The organism is Planctomycetaceae bacterium (assembly GCA_041398825.1).
Taxonomy (GTDB): Bacteria; Planctomycetota; Planctomycetia; order Planctomycetales; family Planctomycetaceae; genus F1-80-MAGs062.
In genome coordinates this window covers 498,858-518,694 of sequence record JAWKTX010000001.1, presented here as the reverse complement: position 1 = coordinate 518,694, position 19,837 = coordinate 498,858, and the positions used below count along the sequence as shown (strand labels likewise).

General features: G+C 54.3%; 14 protein-coding genes. 4 read left to right on the top strand and 10 right to left on the bottom strand.

Annotated features, from left to right (window positions below; genetic code table 11):
* Positions 1–20: 20 nt before the first annotated feature.
* From R3C20_01850 to R3C20_01805, 10 genes are all read right to left on the bottom strand, one after another.
* A complete protein-coding gene (locus tag R3C20_01850; protein ID MEZ6039219.1) occupies positions 21–938 on the bottom strand; it encodes a hypothetical protein in 918 nt (305 codons plus the stop codon).
* Between the two features lie 494 nt (positions 939–1,432).
* Positions 1,433–2,875, bottom strand: coding sequence for a Na+/H+ antiporter NhaA (locus tag R3C20_01845; protein MEZ6039218.1), 1,443 nt, complete (start codon positions 2,873–2,875; stop codon positions 1,433–1,435).
* A 226-nt stretch (positions 2,876–3,101) separates the two neighbouring features.
* Positions 3,102–3,272 carry a hypothetical protein gene (locus tag R3C20_01840; GenBank protein MEZ6039217.1) on the bottom strand — a complete coding sequence of 57 codons (171 nt, stop codon included), beginning with the start codon at positions 3,270–3,272 and terminating at the stop codon, positions 3,102–3,104.
* 67 nt (positions 3,273–3,339) lie between these two features.
* Positions 3,340–4,665, bottom strand: coding sequence for a DUF1552 domain-containing protein (locus R3C20_01835; protein MEZ6039216.1), 1,326 nt, complete (start codon positions 4,663–4,665; stop codon positions 3,340–3,342).
* Between the two features lie 161 nt (positions 4,666–4,826).
* Positions 4,827–6,176 carry a sulfatase-like hydrolase/transferase gene (locus R3C20_01830; GenBank protein MEZ6039215.1) on the bottom strand — a complete coding sequence of 450 codons (1,350 nt, stop codon included), beginning with the start codon at positions 6,174–6,176 and terminating at the stop codon, positions 4,827–4,829.
* A 522-nt stretch (positions 6,177–6,698) separates the two neighbouring features.
* A complete protein-coding gene (locus R3C20_01825; protein MEZ6039214.1) occupies positions 6,699–7,550 on the bottom strand; it encodes a hypothetical protein in 852 nt (283 codons plus the stop codon).
* 732 nt (positions 7,551–8,282) lie between these two features.
* Positions 8,283–8,639 (bottom strand): hypothetical protein, encoded by a 357-nt coding sequence (locus R3C20_01820; GenBank protein ID MEZ6039213.1) that lies wholly within the window; start codon positions 8,637–8,639, stop codon positions 8,283–8,285.
* A gap of 719 nt (positions 8,640–9,358) precedes the next feature.
* Positions 9,359–9,679 (bottom strand): hypothetical protein, encoded by a 321-nt coding sequence (locus R3C20_01815; protein ID MEZ6039212.1) that lies wholly within the window; start codon positions 9,677–9,679, stop codon positions 9,359–9,361.
* A 51-nt stretch (positions 9,680–9,730) separates the two neighbouring features.
* Complete coding sequence (locus R3C20_01810; GenBank protein ID MEZ6039211.1) at positions 9,731–13,636, bottom strand: TIGR03067 domain-containing protein; 3,906 nt, start codon at positions 13,634–13,636, stop codon at positions 9,731–9,733.
* A gap of 147 nt (positions 13,637–13,783) precedes the next feature.
* Positions 13,784–14,395, bottom strand: coding sequence for a sigma-70 family RNA polymerase sigma factor (locus tag R3C20_01805; protein MEZ6039210.1), 612 nt, complete (start codon positions 14,393–14,395; stop codon positions 13,784–13,786).
* Between the two features lie 371 nt (positions 14,396–14,766).
* Here R3C20_01805 and R3C20_01800 point away from each other — a divergent pair, with 371 nt between their 5' ends.
* The 4 genes from R3C20_01800 to R3C20_01785 all read left to right on the top strand — a co-directional run bounded on the left by R3C20_01800 (position 14,767) and on the right by R3C20_01785 (position 19,706).
* Positions 14,767–15,300: a sigma-70 family RNA polymerase sigma factor gene (locus R3C20_01800; GenBank protein MEZ6039209.1), complete on the top strand. Its 534-nt coding sequence runs from the start codon at positions 14,767–14,769 to the stop codon at positions 15,298–15,300.
* A gap of 328 nt (positions 15,301–15,628) precedes the next feature.
* Positions 15,629–16,321: a hypothetical protein gene (locus R3C20_01795; GenBank protein ID MEZ6039208.1), complete on the top strand. Its 693-nt coding sequence runs from the start codon at positions 15,629–15,631 to the stop codon at positions 16,319–16,321.
* 160 nt (positions 16,322–16,481) lie between these two features.
* Positions 16,482–18,068: a hypothetical protein gene (locus R3C20_01790; protein ID MEZ6039207.1), complete on the top strand. Its 1,587-nt coding sequence runs from the start codon at positions 16,482–16,484 to the stop codon at positions 18,066–18,068.
* A gap of 60 nt (positions 18,069–18,128) precedes the next feature.
* On the top strand, positions 18,129–19,706 hold the full coding sequence (locus R3C20_01785) for a DUF1559 domain-containing protein (GenBank protein ID MEZ6039206.1): 1,578 nt from the start codon (positions 18,129–18,131) through the stop codon (positions 19,704–19,706).
* Positions 19,707–19,837: the final 131 nt, after the last annotated feature.

Sequence of the window (19,837 nt, the reverse complement as noted above, 5' to 3'; positions counted from 1 at the left end):
GATCCTGCCTCAGACACGGACTACTTCAATTTCTGATCAGTCACTTTGAACGCATAACCGCTTCCGGATCGCTGAACTTCAAAGTAGGTCCGACGAATCTGTTCTGCCGGGCGTCCGGCAAACGACAACTCCAGTTGAGCCAGCTGCTGCTCAAGTTCAGTGGGATAAAAGTGAAGGATGGCAGCCTGTGTTGCATCGATTCCTGCCTTCTGAAAGAGCTCTTCATCGGCTTTCTTTCGCTCACCACCTTCCCAGTTCATGAACAGCCGCTTTTCGTTGTCGCCGGTCGACACTTCACGAATCGTCGGACGATCACTGCTGACGTTCGACATGTAGTACAGCTTCTGCTGTGCCGCGAACATCGCTCCCAACTCGATTTTGAAGAAGTCCAGCTGGCGTGCGTAACTCTTCAGATCTCCTTTTTCAGCGAACTGCACAAACCAACGCTGTTCACGCTTCGCCCCCCCTCGTCCGGGACCACCGCTTCCAAGCGGACGTCCTCCAGTCCCCTCAGCACTTCCTGGGTTACCCGAATTGTTCGGGTCAGTGAACGACGTCGGTTCTACCAGTGCAGCAGCCGAATCAGCCGCTTCCATGACAGGGTCTGTGATTTCCATAAGCTCGGTCACGTTTGACTGATCATTGGAGACAGAAGGATCGTCGGTTGGATCTTCCGGCGACTCAACATCCGGAGTCGCATTCTCTTCACCATCTTCATACCCACCATCGCCAGGCGTCATCATCGGGGCCAGCGTGACCTTCGTGGGAATCATGTTTGCAAGCCAGATCGCGATCAGTGTAATCACGGCCATCACAAGCATGCCCAGACAAGCAATCAGCATTGCCGTCGTAATGTCGTATCGCGTAACTTTGGTCTGCGGCAAGTGAGTCGCGTGCGACTTACCAGATCGCTTCGGTGGCGGTGAAACGGTAGCCATTAAAAACCCCGGCGAAGGTGCCGTGTAACGAGTGACAATGGATGACAGGATCCCAGCCTGAAACAGCCGGCAGATGGGTCGGACCTTCGAAGGATGACACCCACCTACTCATATGTCAACGAATTCAACCTTCAATACCCGAGCCGAACGAAGGGTTGGAACGGATGGGATACAGAGGCTCGCCCACTGCGACAACACAAACTCACTTCCCGCGAACCCCGCGGTTCACCAAACCCAGCGCAGCCGAACGCATTTCTAAACAGTCATCACAAAAATCAGGCACGGCCGCAGCGGTCTCATCCGCCATCGGTCCCCACGCTTCCCGCACCCGGCGCTACGGGCCGAACTTCCGAATTCCTGAAGCAATCGTCCAGCATCGTGAGGCAAGATCCTGATCGATGTGACCGCTCTCGAGCGAAAAAATAAGCCCGATCGATATCGACCGGGCTTCAGCAGTTTCAATTCACGTCTGAAAACAGAACACGAATTTGGCTCTAGCGGGCCGTGGTGGCCGGGAAAGATGCGGCGGAGTCGCTTCCATCCCCGGCAGATCCCTTGACTTCTTTCTCCAGTTCCTGAATCTCTTCCAGCAATTGTGTCGCCTTTGGGTCTGCCGATTCAGCCACACTGTCGTTCGTGTCACCACGAACTCCCAACCCGACTTTTGCAACCAGGGCAACCACGGCTGAAAATACCGAAAACACCGCGCCCATCTTTGCCGCACCCATCAGAGCAGGATCAGTGAACGCCTGCCCGCAAACAAACAGGGCAACGGTCAATCCCAGGCCTGCAACTGAACTCGTAACGATCAGATGTCGATGCGACATGCCGGCGGGCAGAGGAAAACCGATCACCTGAGCGACCGAAGAAAACAGCGTGATGCCAATCATCTTCCCGGCAACCAGAGACAACATGATGATCCAGCTCAGGCCGCTGACTTCCCCGAAGGAAACCCCGGCATTCACCAGGGCAAAGAAAAACAGCCCCAGATCCACAAACAATTTCAGGCTGTGTTCGAAGTTTTCCAGCGGGCTGTGTGAATGATGATCGGTGTTCTCATCATCGACGAACAAACCAAGGTCTTTCTTTGGTCCGGGCAGAAATGGAACAATGAAGACGAGAGCCAGCGCCGGATGCAGATGAGCACTGTAAAGGCCCCACCAGGTCAGAACGCCACCACCAAAAATGTACGGCACCCAGTTGTGGACTTTTGCCTTGCGAAGACCGAATGCAAGCGCCATGCCTGGCACACACCAGAGCAGATTCATCCATTCCGTCGGGTGAGCCGGATCGGGGTAGCCGAAGGCGATGATGCCCAGACCAATCGCATCGTCAGCGACGGCCAGTAGCAGCAGAAAACTGACCGAAGGATGACGAGCTCCAAACAACAACTTGATCACCAGCCATGCCAGCGCAATATCGGTCGCTGTTGGAATCCCCCAGCCGCGCTGCCACTCGGTTTTACCGAACGCCAGATTCAGGAGCAGAAACACACCGATCGGTCCGACGACGCCGCCGACCGTCCCGAACAGCGGATTGACCGCCTTGCGGACAGGATTCAACGCCCCGTTCGGCAGACATGCTTCCGTAATTTCCTTCGCCGCAATTCCGAAGAACAACGCCATGAAAATGTCGTTGATCAGAAAATGCAAAGTCAGATAATGATCCCAGCCGTGGGCTGCAGCAGACGTTTCATCGGACGTCTTCACCGCTTCAGACTCGTGCCCCGCGTCAAGGCCCGGGCCATCTGTCTCTGCGACCGAATGATCGGGCTCATGGCCCGCCTGATGATCGAAGATCGTTCCAATCCTGTGGACAGGTGTGTGCACAAGATTGTGGTAGCTGTCAGGCGATACGTTGGCCCACAGCATTGCCATGATGACCCCTGCAATCAGAGGGATACTGAATTCCTGAAGCCGCTGAACAACTTTACGCATAACCCGATTCTCACTGTCTGGCCGAAGATTGAAAGCATTGACTGAAACACTAGCTCGAACAACAACCGTTCGCGCAAAGCATTTCCCATAGCGCGTGACCAAACGCCCAACGGGCGGCGTCATCGAATTTTCAGTCCGCGTTCTGCAGCGCATTCATCGGTAAAACAGACAATCCTGGAAAAGCATGACGACTCTGTCAGTCGTTCGTCATATTCCTGCCGAGACGTCAGGAAAACCCTTCCATTTCCTGCTCACGCAGGATGGCTTCACCCGCAAGAGTCCGTTTCACTTTCGCGAGCATCGCATCCTGATCACCAGTTTCCTCGCTGCCGGGATACAAAGTTTCAGGAGGAAATCTATGCAATGTCTGTGCCGGAAGCTGAAGTTTACAACTCACAGGAAAATCGCCCGGCCACTCGTTCCGGGCAATTTCTGCCTGGATCCACGTTCCAAAGCGTCCCGCTTCAGGAGAGTTCGAAGCCCGAAACACTTTCCGCGGTGCTGCTGCCAAACCGACCCACTTCCAGTCCCATGTGCTGCGTGATCGATACCAACAGGTTCGCGAGCGGCGTATTGTCTTTCGGATCACCGGCCACATGACCGGCATGACGGAAACTGCCCCCGGCAACCACAATGGGGACATTATGCCAGTCATGAGCACTGGCGTTGCCGAGGTTGGACCCAAACAACACGGCTGTGTGATGCAGCAGTGACTGCCCATTCTCATCCACAGATCGCAGTCGGCCGAGGAACCTGTTGAACGCTTCGAATTCCGCTTCTTCAATAATCTTCAGCTCATCGATCTTGTCCGGGTCTTTGCCATGATGAGACAAATTGTGCCAGTCATTCTTCACGCCAGGGATCACCGGCACTGCATTCATGCCGGACAACTGAAACGTGACCGTTCGAGTCGAATCGGTCTGCAGCGCCAGAGCAATCATGTCATACATCAAATTCTGCCGACCGATGGCATCGTTCTTCTCTGAAATATCCTTCGGCTGCGCAGTATCCACTGGTGGCTTCGGTTTCGTTGCCCACCCCTCGGACTGCTGCAGTCGAAACTCCAGATCTCGCACGCTGGTCAGATATTCGTCCAGTTTGTCACGATCCCTTTGACCAAGCTCCCCCTCCAGTTTGTGAGCTTCCCCAAGAACGGTGTCCAGAATACTGCGGCCTCGCCGTAACTGCCGAAGCTCTGCCGCCACTTCCTTTTCTGTGCCATCGATAAACAACATTTTGAACAAACGTGAAGGACTGGTCTCCCCCGGAATTTCAACGCCGCTGGACGTCCATGACATCGAGCGGCCGCTGGTGGAGAGCACCAAAGATGGAAATCGAGTCCTGATGCCAATCTCCTGCGCAATCATTTGATCCACGGAGATCGTATTGCGAAAGCCGGCGAGGCCCGGTCGCTGTGCTGACGTCAGCCAGGTCATTTCAGATGCATGACCGTTGTTCCCCTGTTGTTCGGGATGAGACAATCCGGAAAGTACGGTGAAATGTTCCCGGTGATCTTTCAGCTTCTCCAGATAGGGAGTCAGCTGGTAATCCTTGCCCGTCTGTTCCGGAAAAAGAAACGGTGTGTGAAACCCCAGCGTCGCACAAGCTGCAACGAACCTCTTCGGCGGCGTGCGGGTTTCATCTGCAGCTCGCGCAGCAGCCGAAGCAAACGTCGGGACCATCGCTTCCAGAAAAGGCAGCCCGATAGCAGCGGCTCCGAAGCCCCTGAGCAAACGACGGCGACTGAGTGCGGTTCTTGTCGAAACGACCGGTGCAAACGAAAATGCCATTGTCTGATCATCCTTTGGCCTGAACTTCACGGCCTGTATTTGTTGGACGGGTTGTCATTCATTTGGTCAGGAATCATCACTCCATCCTGACGAAATCTCTATTGCTCAAAATCACTGGTGCCGGGAATCACTGGTGCGAGAAGTGACCGGGCTTCGACCGTTTACTTTTTCGCGACAGCATCCTGATCCCGTTTCGAAATCTGTTGCAGAGTCGACTGCAATTCCGCCAGATGCTGCAGTTCGACCTGACTCTGATCGTCCGATTCCTGCGGATCCGTCGACAAATTGTACAACTCATAACGTACCTTCGCACCATCTTTCAATTCGATCAGTTTCCAGTTGCCCAATCGGACAGAGCGACCTCGCCACCCGGGAGCAACAGTGTAGAGCGGCCGACTGACGGGTACTGTCCCCTCCGTCAGCAGGGACGTCAGGTCGATGCCATCCCATTTCAGGTCGCTTGTTGGTACAAAACCCGCCAGACGGCAGAACGTCGGCATCCAGTCGATAATCTGAACCGGCGATTCTGCCTTCCCGGCTTTGATTTGTCCCGGCCAATTCACAATTGTAGGTACGCGGGTTCCACCTTCGTACAGCGTTCCCTTTTGGCCGCGCAATGGCAGATTGTTGCCCGGCAACCTGCCGTTGGGACAATGGTCGTCCGGGTACTTCAGGTCGTTGTTCTGAGCCCAGCTGCCTCCGTTGTCACTCGTGAAGACTACCAGCGTGTTGTCGCGTTTGTGTGTGGCTTCTAACGCCCTGACAATCTGACCAACAGCATCGTCCAGATGCATAATGCTGGCGGCGTAGTGTCGCGGCACCTCGCCCTGAATTTCCGCTGGAACGCGGGCAAGCCATTCTGTCGGTTCCTTGACCGGCAAGTGCACCGCAGTAAACGGTAGGTACAGAAAGAATGGCTGATCAGTTCGAGATGTGATCCACTGCACAGCTTCATTCGTAATGAGATCGGTGACGTGCCCCTCTTCCTCAATCAGGGCTTCATCACGATGCCATGTCGTAACGTATGGACCCTTCTTGTAAAAGTGATTCCATGGGCTGACGCCGCCTGCCAGGGAACCGTAGGAGTGATCGAATCCGAAATGATTGGGGCCCCATTTCGGCAGAGACCCCAGATGCCACTTGCCAGTCAGGCACGTTTCATATCCGGCCTTTTTCAGAGCGCGAGGAAGCGTTACTGTGTCAAAGGGCAGGGCAAGCTCGTTTTGAGGATTGGTGACATTGAATCGGCTCCAGCACCGCCCCGTTAAAAGGCCCGCTCGAGTCGGGCTGCAAACCGGGGCGACGTAATGCTGCGTCAGTTCGAGTCCGGTCGAGGCCAGCTGATCCAGATGCGGTGTCGGCGCGTTGCCGCCATGAAACCCAACGTCTGCCCAGCCGAGATCATCTGCTATGATAAATACGATGTTCGGCGCGCCTGCGAATGACCGTTCGCATCGCAAAACAACGACCAGCGCCAATACGGTGGCCACCCGGATTAGAATTCTTTTCACGGCTCTTGGACCTGACGGGGAGTACGCTTCAGGATGTGCGAGTGGCGATCAACTGCCACCTGTTCGCACGACTTGTCGGCAACAGTCTACCCGCCGCCACCGCCGTTTGCGATTGTCCCACCTCGGCAGACTGCAGCCCCCACCAACGACTGCTCTGTCTCTCCGCAAATGCAATGACTGCCGCCCCGGTGTATCCGCAGCTTGTCTGGTGAAAAACCAGAGAATGTGCCAAGCCGTTTGCGTCGAGTCGACGGCCGATTCAGAACGATGTGTGGCCCCCATTTGTCGATCAGAGCCTCAAATCTCTAACCATCTGCGTGGTCAGACCGGTGAACGTCGACTGACTGAAATCATCTCGGGTGGAAACGTCCGAACAAGCGGCACTCCGGCTCGCAGAGAATCCCCTGATGGCAATCCATCTTCCTGGCCAATTGTATGAGTGCAGAATTGGCATGACCGCGTTCAGTGTCCAGTTGGATACTTGAGACGCCACTGGTCTGATTAAATCTAACAAACGGAAGTTCAGGGAGAAGGGCTGACATCAGAGCTAAGTTTCTGCGGTTCAACGCGAACCAGGACACCATGAACAGCATCACGCTCCGGCTTGTTTTTCAGAAACGCCGATGCACGTACAAGCGGGCTTTCAGGTTGTGAAGGTGTCGTCTGGCTTTCGGGCCACCACGCGAAGATCAGTTGCTTGTCCCGCATCCTGGCAGAAAACTCCAGGACTTCCGTCGCAGTCTCCGGCACCTGAATCATCGCACTCCCACGACCTGTGCTCGATTCACGAACCGTTCGGATTGACGCCATGCGAAGACCGCAATCCAGCTGAAAGACGGTACTGGAAAGGGGCTGTACCCGAACCGCGACCCGATTTCCGTCCCGAAGTATCTCCGTCATCGGCTTCAAACGAGTCAAATCGACCCCATTTACATCAGGCGCGAAACCCACAAACAGAGGACGTTTCATTTCGTCAGAAAGTTCACCGGTGCGTCCGGCATCCAAGACGATCTTCGGGCAGAACAACAACTCGCTGCTTTCGTCCTGCTCGATGGAAACAATCAACCTTCGGGCCTGATCCTCCGAGACAGAAACGATTGAAACCGGAGGTTGACATTCCACAGCCGCGCGACTTGTTCCGACGTAGACGCCCGGCCCATCCAGCGAAAGCTGAACTCCCTTCAACGAAGAAAATGCGTCTGTTTCTCCACGGGCAGGTACCGTAGCAAAACCTGAAATCTCTGCATTTCGGATGACTTCGGCATGCGTGACAAGGTACCGGACCTCCACTGAGAATGTGCCCGGAATTTCATCTGCCCGAATCCATCCGGTAAGAAATGGCAGCACTATCGACAAAGCAATGATCGATTTCATAGTGGAATCCTTTCCTGGCTGACTTTGCATCGGATCATGCGCATTTTTCAGGATTGCGTCGAGAGCGAATTCCTGCCAACCAGCCCGGTCGTCGAACAGCCACTGGATTCGTAACAATTCGGGGATGTCGCAGCTGAATCCTTCCGAGCTGATCTGCCAGGTACGCTCAGACGTCTTCAAGATCCGGCCGCATACGAAAGTGGAAAAAGGGCCAGACGACATGTCGCTGATCCCATTCAGGAAGTGCTGACTTTAAACCGGCAAGCGACTGCCACTTGAGCTGAACCCTCTGGTATTTCAAGCAGCGTTCTGTCGGCCTACCGATTCGAAGGCCCCGCGAATAGGTGCACAAAGACAAATCTGCGTCAGATCTGTAGTCGACTCTCCTGATGATTCTTCTTGTGACTGCGGCCCCCAACCGGTGAAAACGGCGGGCGATCGCGGCTATCTGCTGCCGGCACAGATTGGCTCAATCTTCGGTCGAACCGAGAGCTGCTGCCGTCGGTTCGTCATCTGTCTGTTGAGATTTCCGGACGAACCAGGGACTTGAAAAAGAATCGCAACCAGCACTTCCTGTGAGTCGCTCAGCCTTTGTAGAATCAAAGCCGTTTCATGGGTGCTCGTCACGCAGTGATTGCGGGCGACCAGCCAGATAACAAGTGGGTAGCCGGAGCCTTCGTCCCCCCGCCGTTAAAAAACAACCGCCTTGCTCCGACTCGGTTACCTGTCGCGTTATGCCACAAACACTAAGCTACCCCGATCAACTTCCTTGCTCCGTAACAGCATCTGCACGCCGCGGGCAACCATGACCGAAAACCCATACCAAACAGCCAACACTATTTCCCGAAAGCCTCCAACGAAGTCGACGCGGTGGCTGGTTCGGTCCGGCATTGCGTGCCTTGCAGTTGCATTCGCTTGTTTCCTGGCGACTCTCGTCGGCATGCTCCAGGCATTCGACTCAATTGCCAGTTCCACAACAGCACCGAAACCATCTGAGTTAGCCGAAGGTATTAGTGCCGCATCAATTCCGTCAATTGCCGTCGTTCCACCTGAAATCCTCGGTAACATTCTGATTATTGCAGGGCTCATTATTCGTCAACCCATTCAATCCGGAGATCGGCTGACGCAGGCGACGTGAGCGTACAAGCGAATAGGCATAACACCACTGTGAACCGGAGCGATCATATACACACGAATTGAAATCAAAGTCTCTTGTTCGTGCCCGTTACGGCAATCTTAATCTGACAATTTCAGGAGCACTCCCATTCGACGCGGAATTTTTTCAGATCGCTATTTTTGCACCGGCCTTGTTTGTCTCGTGGTTGCAGCTTATTTTGGTTTCGACTCCCTGTTGCCGCGCGGCCCAACGACGATTAACGGAGAATACGGCGAGTACGATCCTGCATTCCCGAATATTTCGGCCGCTGCAGCTGCCCTGGGATTCGCGATCGCCAGCGGCTTCTGTATGCTGGCTTCCGTCATTTGCCAGCTTATTCCGGCGCTCAGTCGTAAATCGCAACTGACTTCAAGCCTCCACTCAAGCTCTGGAGACTCGCAGGTGCCAACGATTGACCCAGAATAAAGTGAAGCATTTGACAACGTACGTGATCGGATCGGCAGTCGCCAAGTACCCTGCGGTCGAGGTTGCCGTATCATTTTGTTCCGATTAGATCGCGGTTCAAGTACGGCGAACCAAGCCACGCATCGGCGAATTCAGAGTCATTGGAAGCAGCGGGATTCAAAGGAAACCTGTTCCCCCATGCGTCCACTGGCACATCGATCGATAACACACACTCAAATCCTGTGAATCAGAATCTCTGCCGTACTGCTGATACCACCACGACCGACTTGATTACTGCAGAGCTCTTCGATTCCGGAGGGAGTTGGCGAGTAGTGTTGTAAACAGCGCGACCGAGCAGAGGGTAAAAATCGTTCTGAGAAGAAGGTATGCGCCGCACGGTATGCCTTTGGATTTCTGTGATGTAGTCCGGCTGAGTGATGCTGAAGTAATCTTTCGAGCGGCTTGGGGACATCGCAGCAGTGATCTCGCTCGGCTTTGGAAGTCCCTCGACGAGGAATCGGAAATCACTTGCTTCTTCGGGTGACTGGTCGCGGACATCCAGCGTCATCAGGATCAAAGACAGGGATTGATTCTGGATCGCGTCTCTCGACGGATTGCTCTACAGCTCATCGAAGTCCTGATTGCCGATAGAAGCCGCCGCCGGGATCAACAAACGAGCGAGTTTTGGTGACATCGAGCCAGCGTGAAGATGATCGTCCGTTTCCGCAGAAGAAACCTCCTCAGGTTTCACGCGTTTCAGTATCAGGACAATGTCATTGACTGAGTTCGGCTGGGAGTCGAAGGCTGTTGGACGCTGTTCGCCGCTTTCCGCGATGCATATTCGTAGCGTGTCGCCCACCAGATCGTAGATGCCTTGCTTCGTGCGACCTTTCTCTGTGATATCGATGGATTTTGGACTTGTCGACGGATCGAGTTTGTAGGTCGAGACACTCTTTCGCCCGCCAATTTCAGTGGTCAAATTTTGCTCGTCAATCACAAAGCGAAGTTCTTTCAGCATCTCCTGCGGAGCGAGTCTGCCGCCGTCTTCAGAGTAAGTCACCTGCCAGGTGCCTTGAATGGCCGACATATCTTTCCACACCACGGGTTGTTGCGCTACAACTTTAACAGTGCTATCTGGTGCCCGCCGAAACTCCATCAGAAGCAAGTTGCTGCCAATTGGAGAATCGAAAGCCGTGGGCCGCTGCACTGGCGTCGCTTCCGGGATGCGTTCCTCGTCGGGAGCATCAGTCACGTGTTGTTCGACCACGCAAATTCGCAGCACACCGCCCCTGAATTCGTAGATACCGATCGTTGACTGGGAGCGACCAATGAAGTCAATCGCCCCGGGTGTCGTTGTGTTGTCAATCTCGATCCGACCAGTGTCAACCTCTGACTTTTCACCATCAGGCTGCCTTTCCGCAATGACAAACGTGTTGTCCTTGATCTGGAGCAGGAGACCGCCAGCGCCGTCTTCGGTGGTAAGTGTTTTTCCGCTTTCGGTGAGTGACACCGTTTCCCAGTCTCCCTGCAGTCGTTTGAGTTCCGGACTCGCGGGCGACCAGTCGACCGTAACGAACAGGAAGGTGGTATTGCCGTCTTTTGTCGCTGCGGTCATCGACTCCAGCGAACGATCATGAGAGATTTCCCCTTTCCAGTATCCCAGGGCCAGTATCAGTTCTGTTTGACCGGAGGCGATGTTCGCCAGATCTTCCTGTTCAATTCGGTCGCGGAAGGTTTCTTCGACGTCGATTGAGAACACCTTGTCTTCATTGACAGTTGCACTGCGCGAAGGGACTGGAGATTCGACAAAGAGAGCTGCGTTCACACGACGTCCTTCTGGACTCCTCGCATCGTCTTTTACCTCCAGGCGAATCTTGTTGGCAAACTCAGCCGGAAGTTCTTCGAAATCAAATTCCTGGACGACGTCGGTCTTTCCATTCTGAGCGAGCAGTAGTCGCACCGTCAGCTGACCGACGTCAAAACCCTTGAAGTTCCAGTCGTACACACTTGGGAACCCTGGCGTGCCCTTGTTGAAGGTCTTGCCGGTGATTTTGAGTTCAGGCTTGCTATTCGATGCGCCGCGCGACCTGGATTTCCCATTACCCGCAGATTCCCAATGCAGTATGACGACGAGAAATTCAGCTCCCTGCTGGGATGCCCGCTCCATAGCCCCGAAGTCGTCCATGCGATGACCGGTGCCGGCATTCACATCAGAGGGATATTGAGCTCGGGTTAGAAGGAATGCGATGTCATCTTCCCCGATGTGCTGAGCATCCCAAAGGCTCTGTGACGATATGGAACTCAGACCAAGCCCCTTTGCAAAGGAAACGGGCTCGGACTTCGATTCTCCATGATCGTTTCCAAATGAGAGATCGAGTGACAAAGCAACCTGGCCATTCGGGCGATCCTGGCTGTTGAGCACAAGCTGCCCCTGCCGATCACCTTGACCGTCGTCATTCAATTCAAGTTTTGTTTGATAGGCGGTCCGCCTTTCTCCATTCGAAATGTGCAGAATCTGGGCGAAGACCATGTCCATACCGCGGCCCTGCAGCTTCCATGTTCTCTTGACATCATTGCCGAGATTTGTCGATTCCTCCTCAACCCGCATGATTTGCAACGTTGGGAACGCGCCGCTTACCTGATCCTGGTCGCGAACAAATGGATGACCATTCCCCGATCCCGCCATTACGCGCGTAATCTCAACTCGGTCATCCACGATGCGGATCGTGTCGGTCGGATGCTCGAGCGTATATTTTTCGCCGTTCACCGTCAGCACATTGTTGACCAGCGTGATCCTGTATCGACCGTTGGCACTTTTGAAGGAATGGGTTGTGACTCCAGAGGCATCGTCCTGATGGGTGCTGGCTGTGCCGCCCAGCGGTTTCTCTCCGGAAGTATCAACGATTGTCAGGGGGTGTGTCCCCAGAGTCATACGGTCAGATTGCGGCGTTACCTCGAGGTGCCCATTACCGTCGCTCATGTGGTTTAAGAAAATAAAGGCAGAGACGGCTAAGCAGATAACAATCAGTGCAGTCTGGTCCTTCGTCACCTGGTGAGCGTGCTGACCATCACGAATGCCTGATAGCCCTTGATGGATACCTAATATGATGCCGCCAATAGTGCTCAACACCACCGTTGTGAGCATGCCATACCAGAACCAATCCGTTTCGCCGCTGAATATTCCCAGGGGAACGAATTCGTTCACGACGATAAACCCGATAGGAAGTAGCGACGTGTAGAGCAGAAACTTCGCCACCATCGGCAGCCAGCTGGGATTCGATTCGTCATTCAGGAACTTTTGCCCGAGTGAACCGGAATCGTTTCCACCATTTGAGGCACCTTGTCGCAGCGAATTCTCCTCACCTGGTTGCCACCTTCGCAAGAACGACTCAAGAGCTTCGGCAACTTCTTTCGGTGTGAGATATCGCTCATCGGGATCCTTGGCCATCATTCTGGACGCGATGGCCACAAGTTCTTCAGGCACGTCGTCGCGCAACGAACTCAACGGGGCAGGTTCGACCTGAGCGTGACTCTTCAGTTTGTGCATGACGCTGCCATCAACAAACGGAACTCGACCGGACAGCAGGTAGTACAGAGTTGCCCCGAGGCTGTAGATGTCGCTGCGAATGTCGGCCTGGCGAGCGTCTTCGGCTTGTTCGGGTGAGATGAAATCGGGAGTCCCTATGATGGCTCCCACTGCCGTCAGGTCAGATCGGGCTGCCACAGCGTCAGAGGCTTGCAGTGCTGCGGGGGCTGGCATTGCGTCGGGGGCTGACATTGCGTCGGGGGCTGACATTGCTTCGGGGGCGAGTGAAGCGAGGCCGAAGTCGAGAATCTTGACCGTGCCATCTTGAGTGACCATCAGGTTATGAGGCTTGATGTCGCGGTGCACCATGCCGCGTTCATGGGCGTGCTGCAATCCAATTGCCGCCTGTCGGATGTACTCGCATGACTCGTCGATTGGAAGTGCGCCGCGGTCTTTGATGGTTCGAGCCAGGTCCACGCCGTCAACGTATTCCATGACCATGAAGTGGAATTCGCCAGCCTGATCGGCATCGTAAGCGGTCACGATGTTTGGATGGGCCAGTTGTGCGGCTGCCTTGACTTCACGATGGAATCGATCAATGACTTCGGCTTTTCGAAACAGTCCGCGATTGATGACCTTCAGCGCCACAGTGCGTTCCATCTTGCGATGACAGGCTTTGTAGACATCGCCCATTCCGCCTTTTCCGATTAAACCGAGAATCTGATAGCGAGGATGCTCAGTCAATTCTGCCGGAACGTCCGGAAATGACACTGAAGGCATCGCGGAGCGATGATCGACCGTCCGTTCTACTGGCAACTGCCGGGCTTCTTTTAACAGGCCAATAAACGTGTCGTCGGTAGACAGACTCATGATCGTATCGCAACACGGCTCACACTCGTTGATGTGGCTTTCAATTGCGTTTGCTTTATCGGGCGGCAGTTGCCCCAGGTTGTAGGCGCTCAGTTGCTCACGACTGGGATGCGCTGTCTTTTGAGTCATGGTAAACCGGTCCGAAGGGTCGTGGGTTTTGGATTCGGGAGTCAGCCAAAGTCACCAGACTCCTGGCGGCGTTGGTATTCCACTGAACTCTCACGAGTCCAGTGATCTTCCGGGATATTCATGAAGACCCGCTCGCCACCAAACATTTCAGTTCCTGGCTGGAAAACCGGAAGAAGATTCGACTAACCCTTCGGATTCCTGCCTTAACCTTTTCAGAACACGGCACTTAGCAACGATCACTGCATTTCTGGAAATCCCCAGTTCCTGGGCTGCGACGTCAGCTTTCAGCCCGTCCAGCGACACCAGACAAAATGCTTTCCAGGTTTTCGGGTCGAAATGAGGCTCAACCAGGGCCATCAGCTGCCGGAGCACGTACTGGTCGTGTTCCCGATTCCAGATCTGGCTCATCTCGCTGGCCGGATCGTCCAGTTGAGCGAGTCTGGCGTCGACATCCGAGTCTCCGCGTGCCTGTGGGCGACGGTCCCGCGCTCGCCAGAATTTCCGCAACCGGTTGATCAGAATCGCCTTGAGCCATCCTCGAAAAGCCCCCGGCTGACCCCGATGCTCGAACCTGGAAAGATCCTTCGACACGGCCAGCAGGACTTCCTGAACGAGGTCATGTTGGTCGCTGTCCTGAACGTCGTATCTTCGCAACCAGGCCCGAATTAAAGGCGAATAGAGATCCGATAAACGGTTCCAGCCGTCGTCCTGAGGCGAATGACGCAGACTTTCGAGCAGACTCAGGGAGGTTTCATACATTCAGGGATCATCCTTTCCCAATTCAGTATCCTCCAGTAACAGAACTGCGCCAATCCAGTTTATTCACCCGCGATATCCAAAGTTCTTTGTCTGCCAATTTCACATGCGAACCTTAATTCTTTGGACCACGGAAAGTTATCGAATCTTTGATGGCGCAAGCCGGATTCGGGTTGCTGTCGCGGGTCTGCAACCTCGGGCGATCGTTGCACGAAATACCAGTGCTGCATCGATCGGTGCCATCCCTCCATCTAAAACAGCGGTCAATTTCTGAATCGGATCATTCTGGATTTTTCCTGAGACAAACGTTGCTCACAGACGTCTCATTCAATGCAGAACGAATCACAAGCAAAATTACAGGGTCGTCCAGAAACGTGATCTCGCCACAGCAACTCCAACAACTCTGGACAGAACATTCCGCTGCGCTGCTGCTGGTGGCTCGCGGTTATTGCAAAGGAGCGACGGAAACTCTGGCGGATGACTGCGTTCAGGAGGCCTTCATTCGGCTGGCAGCACAAGACCCGCGACCTGACCATCCCAAAGCATGGCTGCTGCGAGTCGTCCGCAATCTGGCAATCGACACAATTCGCAGGAAGCAACGACAGGCAAATCACGAACAGCAGGCAGCATTATCCGGACCACAACAGATGGCTCAATGGTTCGAGGCGGCGAATTCGGCCGACAACCACGACATTGACACCGACCAACTACAGGCAGCTCTTCAGGAACTGGATGATGAAACCCGTGATGTGGTCGTCGCTCATCTCTGGAACAACATGACATTCAGACAGATCGGCGAAGCCTTCGACATTTCTCACTCGAAAGCCCACCGTCTCTATGACCACGGTCTTGCAAGGCTGAGACTACTACTACTTCAATCGAAAACGGTATCGCCAGCATCGGATTAACAGAACGAACCACATGATATCACCAGTTTCTTCAATGAGCTTTGTTTCGTGGAGTGGTTGCAGGTTCGGTTATCTTATGAACCGAAGCGTTCGGGAGAGCAGGGGAGGGGCTTACTCAGGTTGATGCAGCGATTTTTGCTGAGCAACCACACAGCATCTCAAAGAGTCAGCTCACTTTGTGACAAGTGCCGTTTTTGAGGAAGTCACTCGCTGATATCTCGGATGACCTGAGCAGGACGCACAGGTCGAGCGACCAGGACTTTCACACTTCAGGAGAGCGAAACTGCCGCTGTCCAATTCAGTACGGCGAAACGCAAGGAACCGAAACATGACAAACGAATCGTCCGACGGGAACACAGATTCCGTTTTTGAACGACAACTGCGAGACATGCAGCCGACGGCTGTGAACAACAATCTGTACGAAATGTTCTATCAGGCAGGATGGCAGGCCGCGGAAGCGCAGGGCCGGTCAGCACAGACCCCGACGGCAGCCGTCGTACGATCACGCCCCTTTCTGACTCAAATTCGACTCGCGGCTCGAACTTCCACAGTGTTCACGACTGGTGTTTTGTTGGGGCTGGTCATCACGGGAGCAATGCATTCCTGGAAGACTGGTTCTCCGCAAAACATCACTTCGATTGTCACGTCGGGAGATGCTTATTCCGGATCAGAGCCAATCTTCTCTGGCAGCGCCGATACCGAATCGCCATCCAGCAATTTGCCGGCAGCAGATGTGACATCAGCTGTCCGAAAGCCTGAATCAGAACAAACAATCGCCGAAGAGCTCGCCGCCGCAGATATGCAGAAAGGCATTCTTCAATCTCAAACCGGCATGTCGTCGATGACGGACGTACTGAGTGTGGCGGCTCGCGTTCAGTGGGCACTGACCGCATCTTCAGTCACGCATTCTGGCAGCTCCGCAGATGCGATCCAGCCACTGGTATCTGACAACCAAGGCATCGAACAAACCCCTTTGCGAGCCGTTCCCTTTACGCAGGCAGTCGCGGAGGACTGGCTTTAGTGGACGGCCATCAGCCGGTCCATTGCCCGGAAAGATGCGTTTCGACGCAGGTTGGACACAACCGTGTCTTTGTTTCTTTACCAGACCCGTTCTTCTGCACTTACCTGAATAATGACCGTCAGCTAAATCGAATCGCGATCCTTTTTCGCAGGAACATGTCATGCGTTCACCACACTTTATCGTGTCGGCAGCTGCCGTACTTCTCACGCTGCAGGCCTGCGGCACACAAGGTCTGATTGCCGAGGAACAATCATTCCTGCTCGCATCCTCGTCAGGCAATTTTCAGGAATCTGCCAGGCCTGCCGACCTGAAAGGCGACGATGCCGAGCCACTGGGTTCCACCATGACGCTGGAAAGTTTGCAGGCACAATCGGTGCAGAAACAACAGCAGAAAGAACCCCCAACAATTTCTGTACAGCCAGCAGCCGAACCTTCACCCGCCTTGCGGCTGAAGTTCTACCCGCCCAAATGGCAACGAAAACCAGACCAGGCCGTGCTGCATTTTTCGCGGGCCATGCTGCTGGCCAACCAGATCCCGGCAGAAGCGAGGAAGTTATGGCAGTCCGAAGAATGGCAGACTGACAACGGAAATGGCAAGTCACCTTCTGACAAAGAACTGGGCGATGCGGTAGGTGGTCTTGCCAGTGTCTTTGCCGAATTGCACGCAATGGCGATTTCGGAAGACTTTACATTCGACCATCGCCTTCGGGACATCCGTGGCGCTGCAGTTTATGAATACCTGCTCCCTGATGTGCAGGAGGCCCGAACACTGGCCCGACTTCTGAAGCTTCAGATTCGGCATCAGCGGCAGCAACGAGACTTCGACGGAGCCGTCGCGTCGATTAGCGATGGCATTCGCCTGGCCGAATTCGTTGGGCAGGGAGAAGGGCTGATCCAGCAACTGGTCGGCATTGCCGTCGCAGGCATGATGCGTGACGAAATCACTCTTCTGATCCAGACGGAAGGCTGTCCAAATCTCTATTGGGCGCTCGCATCCATACCACGTCCGCTGATTTCGGTTTCGGATTCGATCCAGTGGGAGCTGCACAATCTGGCTCAGGTGTTCCCTATGCTCGAGGAGTCCACGCAGGGCATTTGGTCGCAGCAAACCGCCGACGAAAAATGGAGAAGCCTGACAGAAGGAATTCAGAAACTCTCCTGGGGCGATAGCAGCGATTCGCTGCTCGCAATGGCCGTCATCGGAGCCACTCAGACGGAAAACGCACGTCAACGCCTCTTGCAAAGCGGCTTTCCCGCTTCACAGCTGAATCAAATGCCACAACTACAGATTCTGCTGCTGGACACGCACCACGAAGTTCATCGACTGGGCGATGAAGCAGGCAAAGCCCAGTTGCTGCCGCCCGCCATGGCGATGCAATTGGGCATTCAGCAACAGAAACAGTTTCAGACGTGGCTTCGAGAACATCAGCTCACTTCTGTCTCCGGAATACTTGCCGGACTTCTTTTCCCGTCGGTAATTCAGGGTCAGGAAGCCGGCCTGCGCTGCACTCTGGGTTTCGATCGACTAATGACGCTGGAAGCTCTTCGCATGCATGCCGCCACACATGATGGACAACTGCCAGCAACACTGGAGGAACTTGCCCCGGTCCCTGCGATGCTGGATCCCTATACAAATCGGCCGTTTGAATATTCCGTAACGGAGAAAGACGGACACAGAATCGTCACGCTCAAAGCCGCCGGACCTGCGACGTGGAAAGCACTGCAAATCCTGAAAGTGCAGTTCTGATTCGACTATGGGTCAGCAGCATCCTTCGTTCCTTCAATCCCTCGTTCTGGAGAAATCCATATGCCCGGCCGTCCCCTGAAACCAATTCATGCCCATCGCACACGAAACACGCACTCACATCAACACCGCCACTGGCGACAGCTTGTTGCAGGCTGTTGTTTGCTTGGGTTGGCTCTACTCGGGAATTCGTCCGCGAATGCCGATGAGCCAACATCATCACATACGGCCCCGATCGAGAACTATATCAACGCACAGACGACGATCATCGGCTGGGTTGATATTTCACAAGTTGATCTGAAAAGCCTGGCAGATTTCGCCCAGCGTCACGAAATCTCTGCCGACGCATTGTTGCACCTGTCCTCTGCACATGAAGTGTTGGTTCAACTGGGCGTGCGTCGAATCTACTGGTCTGGAGATCTGTCAGACCTTAGCGCAGGACCCGGTGCTTTTATTGTTCCGTTGGAGCAATCGAAAGCCGATTCCATTCGACTGGCCCTTGATATCATCGTAGCGGAACAGGTGACTGCCGTGGTGGATGGTAGCGCCGTATTGTTCGGTGACGCCGCCAGAGTTCAGGAACTGAAGCAGCGCGAAAAAAACCCGGCCGACAAAGAGTTTTTGGCGCATGTTAATGCTTTGCGGCAACCGCATGGACTTGCAGTGCGACTCTCGTCGTCCATGCTCAGCCCTCTTGGCGCTGCTCTGCCTGAACTATTAAAGGGACGCGATGTTCATGCGCAGGACGCTATTGACCTGCTCAGTCATCTGAAGGCTGTCACGTGGTCAACGGACCTGCCGCCAACGTCCGGTCAATTCAGGATCATGACGGATTCTTCAGAGGATGCCGCCTTGATCACCGACATGGCGAACCGTCTGATAGCTGAAGAACTGAAATCGGATGCCGCACCTTTGCGACTGATGGCCGAGGGCAATTCAGCTGCGCTGAAGTACGGCGATTCCAATCCCGCCAACGAAGTGCTCGCAAGCCTCCAAAAGCTGGCAACCCCGGCCCGGATTCGAGCGACAAGCAGCCGTGTCATGAATTCTCTCAAACAATTGGCCCTTGCGATGCACAACTTCCATGCATCACACAACTCCTTTCCGCCACAGTCGTTGTCAGACGAAAACGGAAATCGATTATTGAGCTGGCGAGTGCTGGTACTGCCGTATCTGGATGAACTCGAGCTGTATGAAAAATTCAGACTGAATGAACCGTGGGACAGTGAACACAACAAGAAGCTCATTCCATTGATGCCTGCCGTCTTTCGGAATGATCCGGCAGTCTCCGACGAACAGAGCGAGAAGGGTCTGACGCGGTTTGTTGCACCACTGACTCAAGACAGCCTGTTTGGCCACCGCGGCCCGGGGGTAGCCATCGGCAACATGATTGACGGCACCTCCAACACACTGATGCTGGTTCAAACGACGTCTGAGCAGGCTGTCATTTGGACAAAACCCGAAGACCTGACCATCGATCCAACTGATCCTCTTGCGTCAATCATTTCGGAGAAGGAATCCGGCTTTCACTGTTGTTTTGCTGACGGATCGGCCCGCCTTATCCCACGAACAATCTCAACCAAAACCCTGAACGCTCTGTTGAGCTTTGCAGGCAGGGAAGTTGTTGACGAAGAATTCTAACCAAACCGCCTGTTGAAAAACGGGACTGGCTCGCAGGCGAAGTTCATTTGCTCAAATGGACTGCATCATCTGCGATAACCTGACGACAAAAGGCTCAGTCGCCTCAAGGGAAAACACGCTGATGCACATGG

What these genes read in the sequence shown, in the direction of transcription:
- R3C20_01850 (MEZ6039219.1), bottom strand. Translation starts at nt 938, where the DNA reads ATGGCTACCGTTTCACCGCCACCGAAGCGATCTGGTAAGTCGCACGCG.
- R3C20_01845 (MEZ6039218.1), bottom strand. Translation starts at nt 2,875, where the DNA reads ATGCGTAAAGTTGTTCAGCGGCTTCAGGAATTCAGTATCCCTCTGATT.
- R3C20_01835 (MEZ6039216.1), bottom strand. Translation starts at nt 4,665, where the DNA reads ATGGCATTTTCGTTTGCACCGGTCGTTTCGACAAGAACCGCACTCAGT.
- R3C20_01825 (MEZ6039214.1), bottom strand. Translation starts at nt 7,550, where the DNA reads ATGAAATCGATCATTGCTTTGTCGATAGTGCTGCCATTTCTTACCGGA.
- R3C20_01820 (MEZ6039213.1), bottom strand. Translation starts at nt 8,639, where the DNA reads ATGAGCCCTGCAATAATCAGAATGTTACCGAGGATTTCAGGTGGAACG.
- R3C20_01815 (MEZ6039212.1), bottom strand. Translation starts at nt 9,679, where the DNA reads ATGACGCTGGATGTCCGCGACCAGTCACCCGAAGAAGCAAGTGATTTC.
- R3C20_01810 (MEZ6039211.1), bottom strand. Translation starts at nt 13,636, where the DNA reads ATGACTCAAAAGACAGCGCATCCCAGTCGTGAGCAACTGAGCGCCTAC.
- R3C20_01805 (MEZ6039210.1), bottom strand. Translation starts at nt 14,395, where the DNA reads ATGTATGAAACCTCCCTGAGTCTGCTCGAAAGTCTGCGTCATTCGCCT.
- R3C20_01795 (MEZ6039208.1), top strand. Translation starts at nt 15,629, where the DNA reads ATGACAAACGAATCGTCCGACGGGAACACAGATTCCGTTTTTGAACGA.
- R3C20_01790 (MEZ6039207.1), top strand. Translation starts at nt 16,482, where the DNA reads ATGCGTTCACCACACTTTATCGTGTCGGCAGCTGCCGTACTTCTCACG.
- R3C20_01785 (MEZ6039206.1), top strand. Translation starts at nt 18,129, where the DNA reads ATGCCCGGCCGTCCCCTGAAACCAATTCATGCCCATCGCACACGAAAC.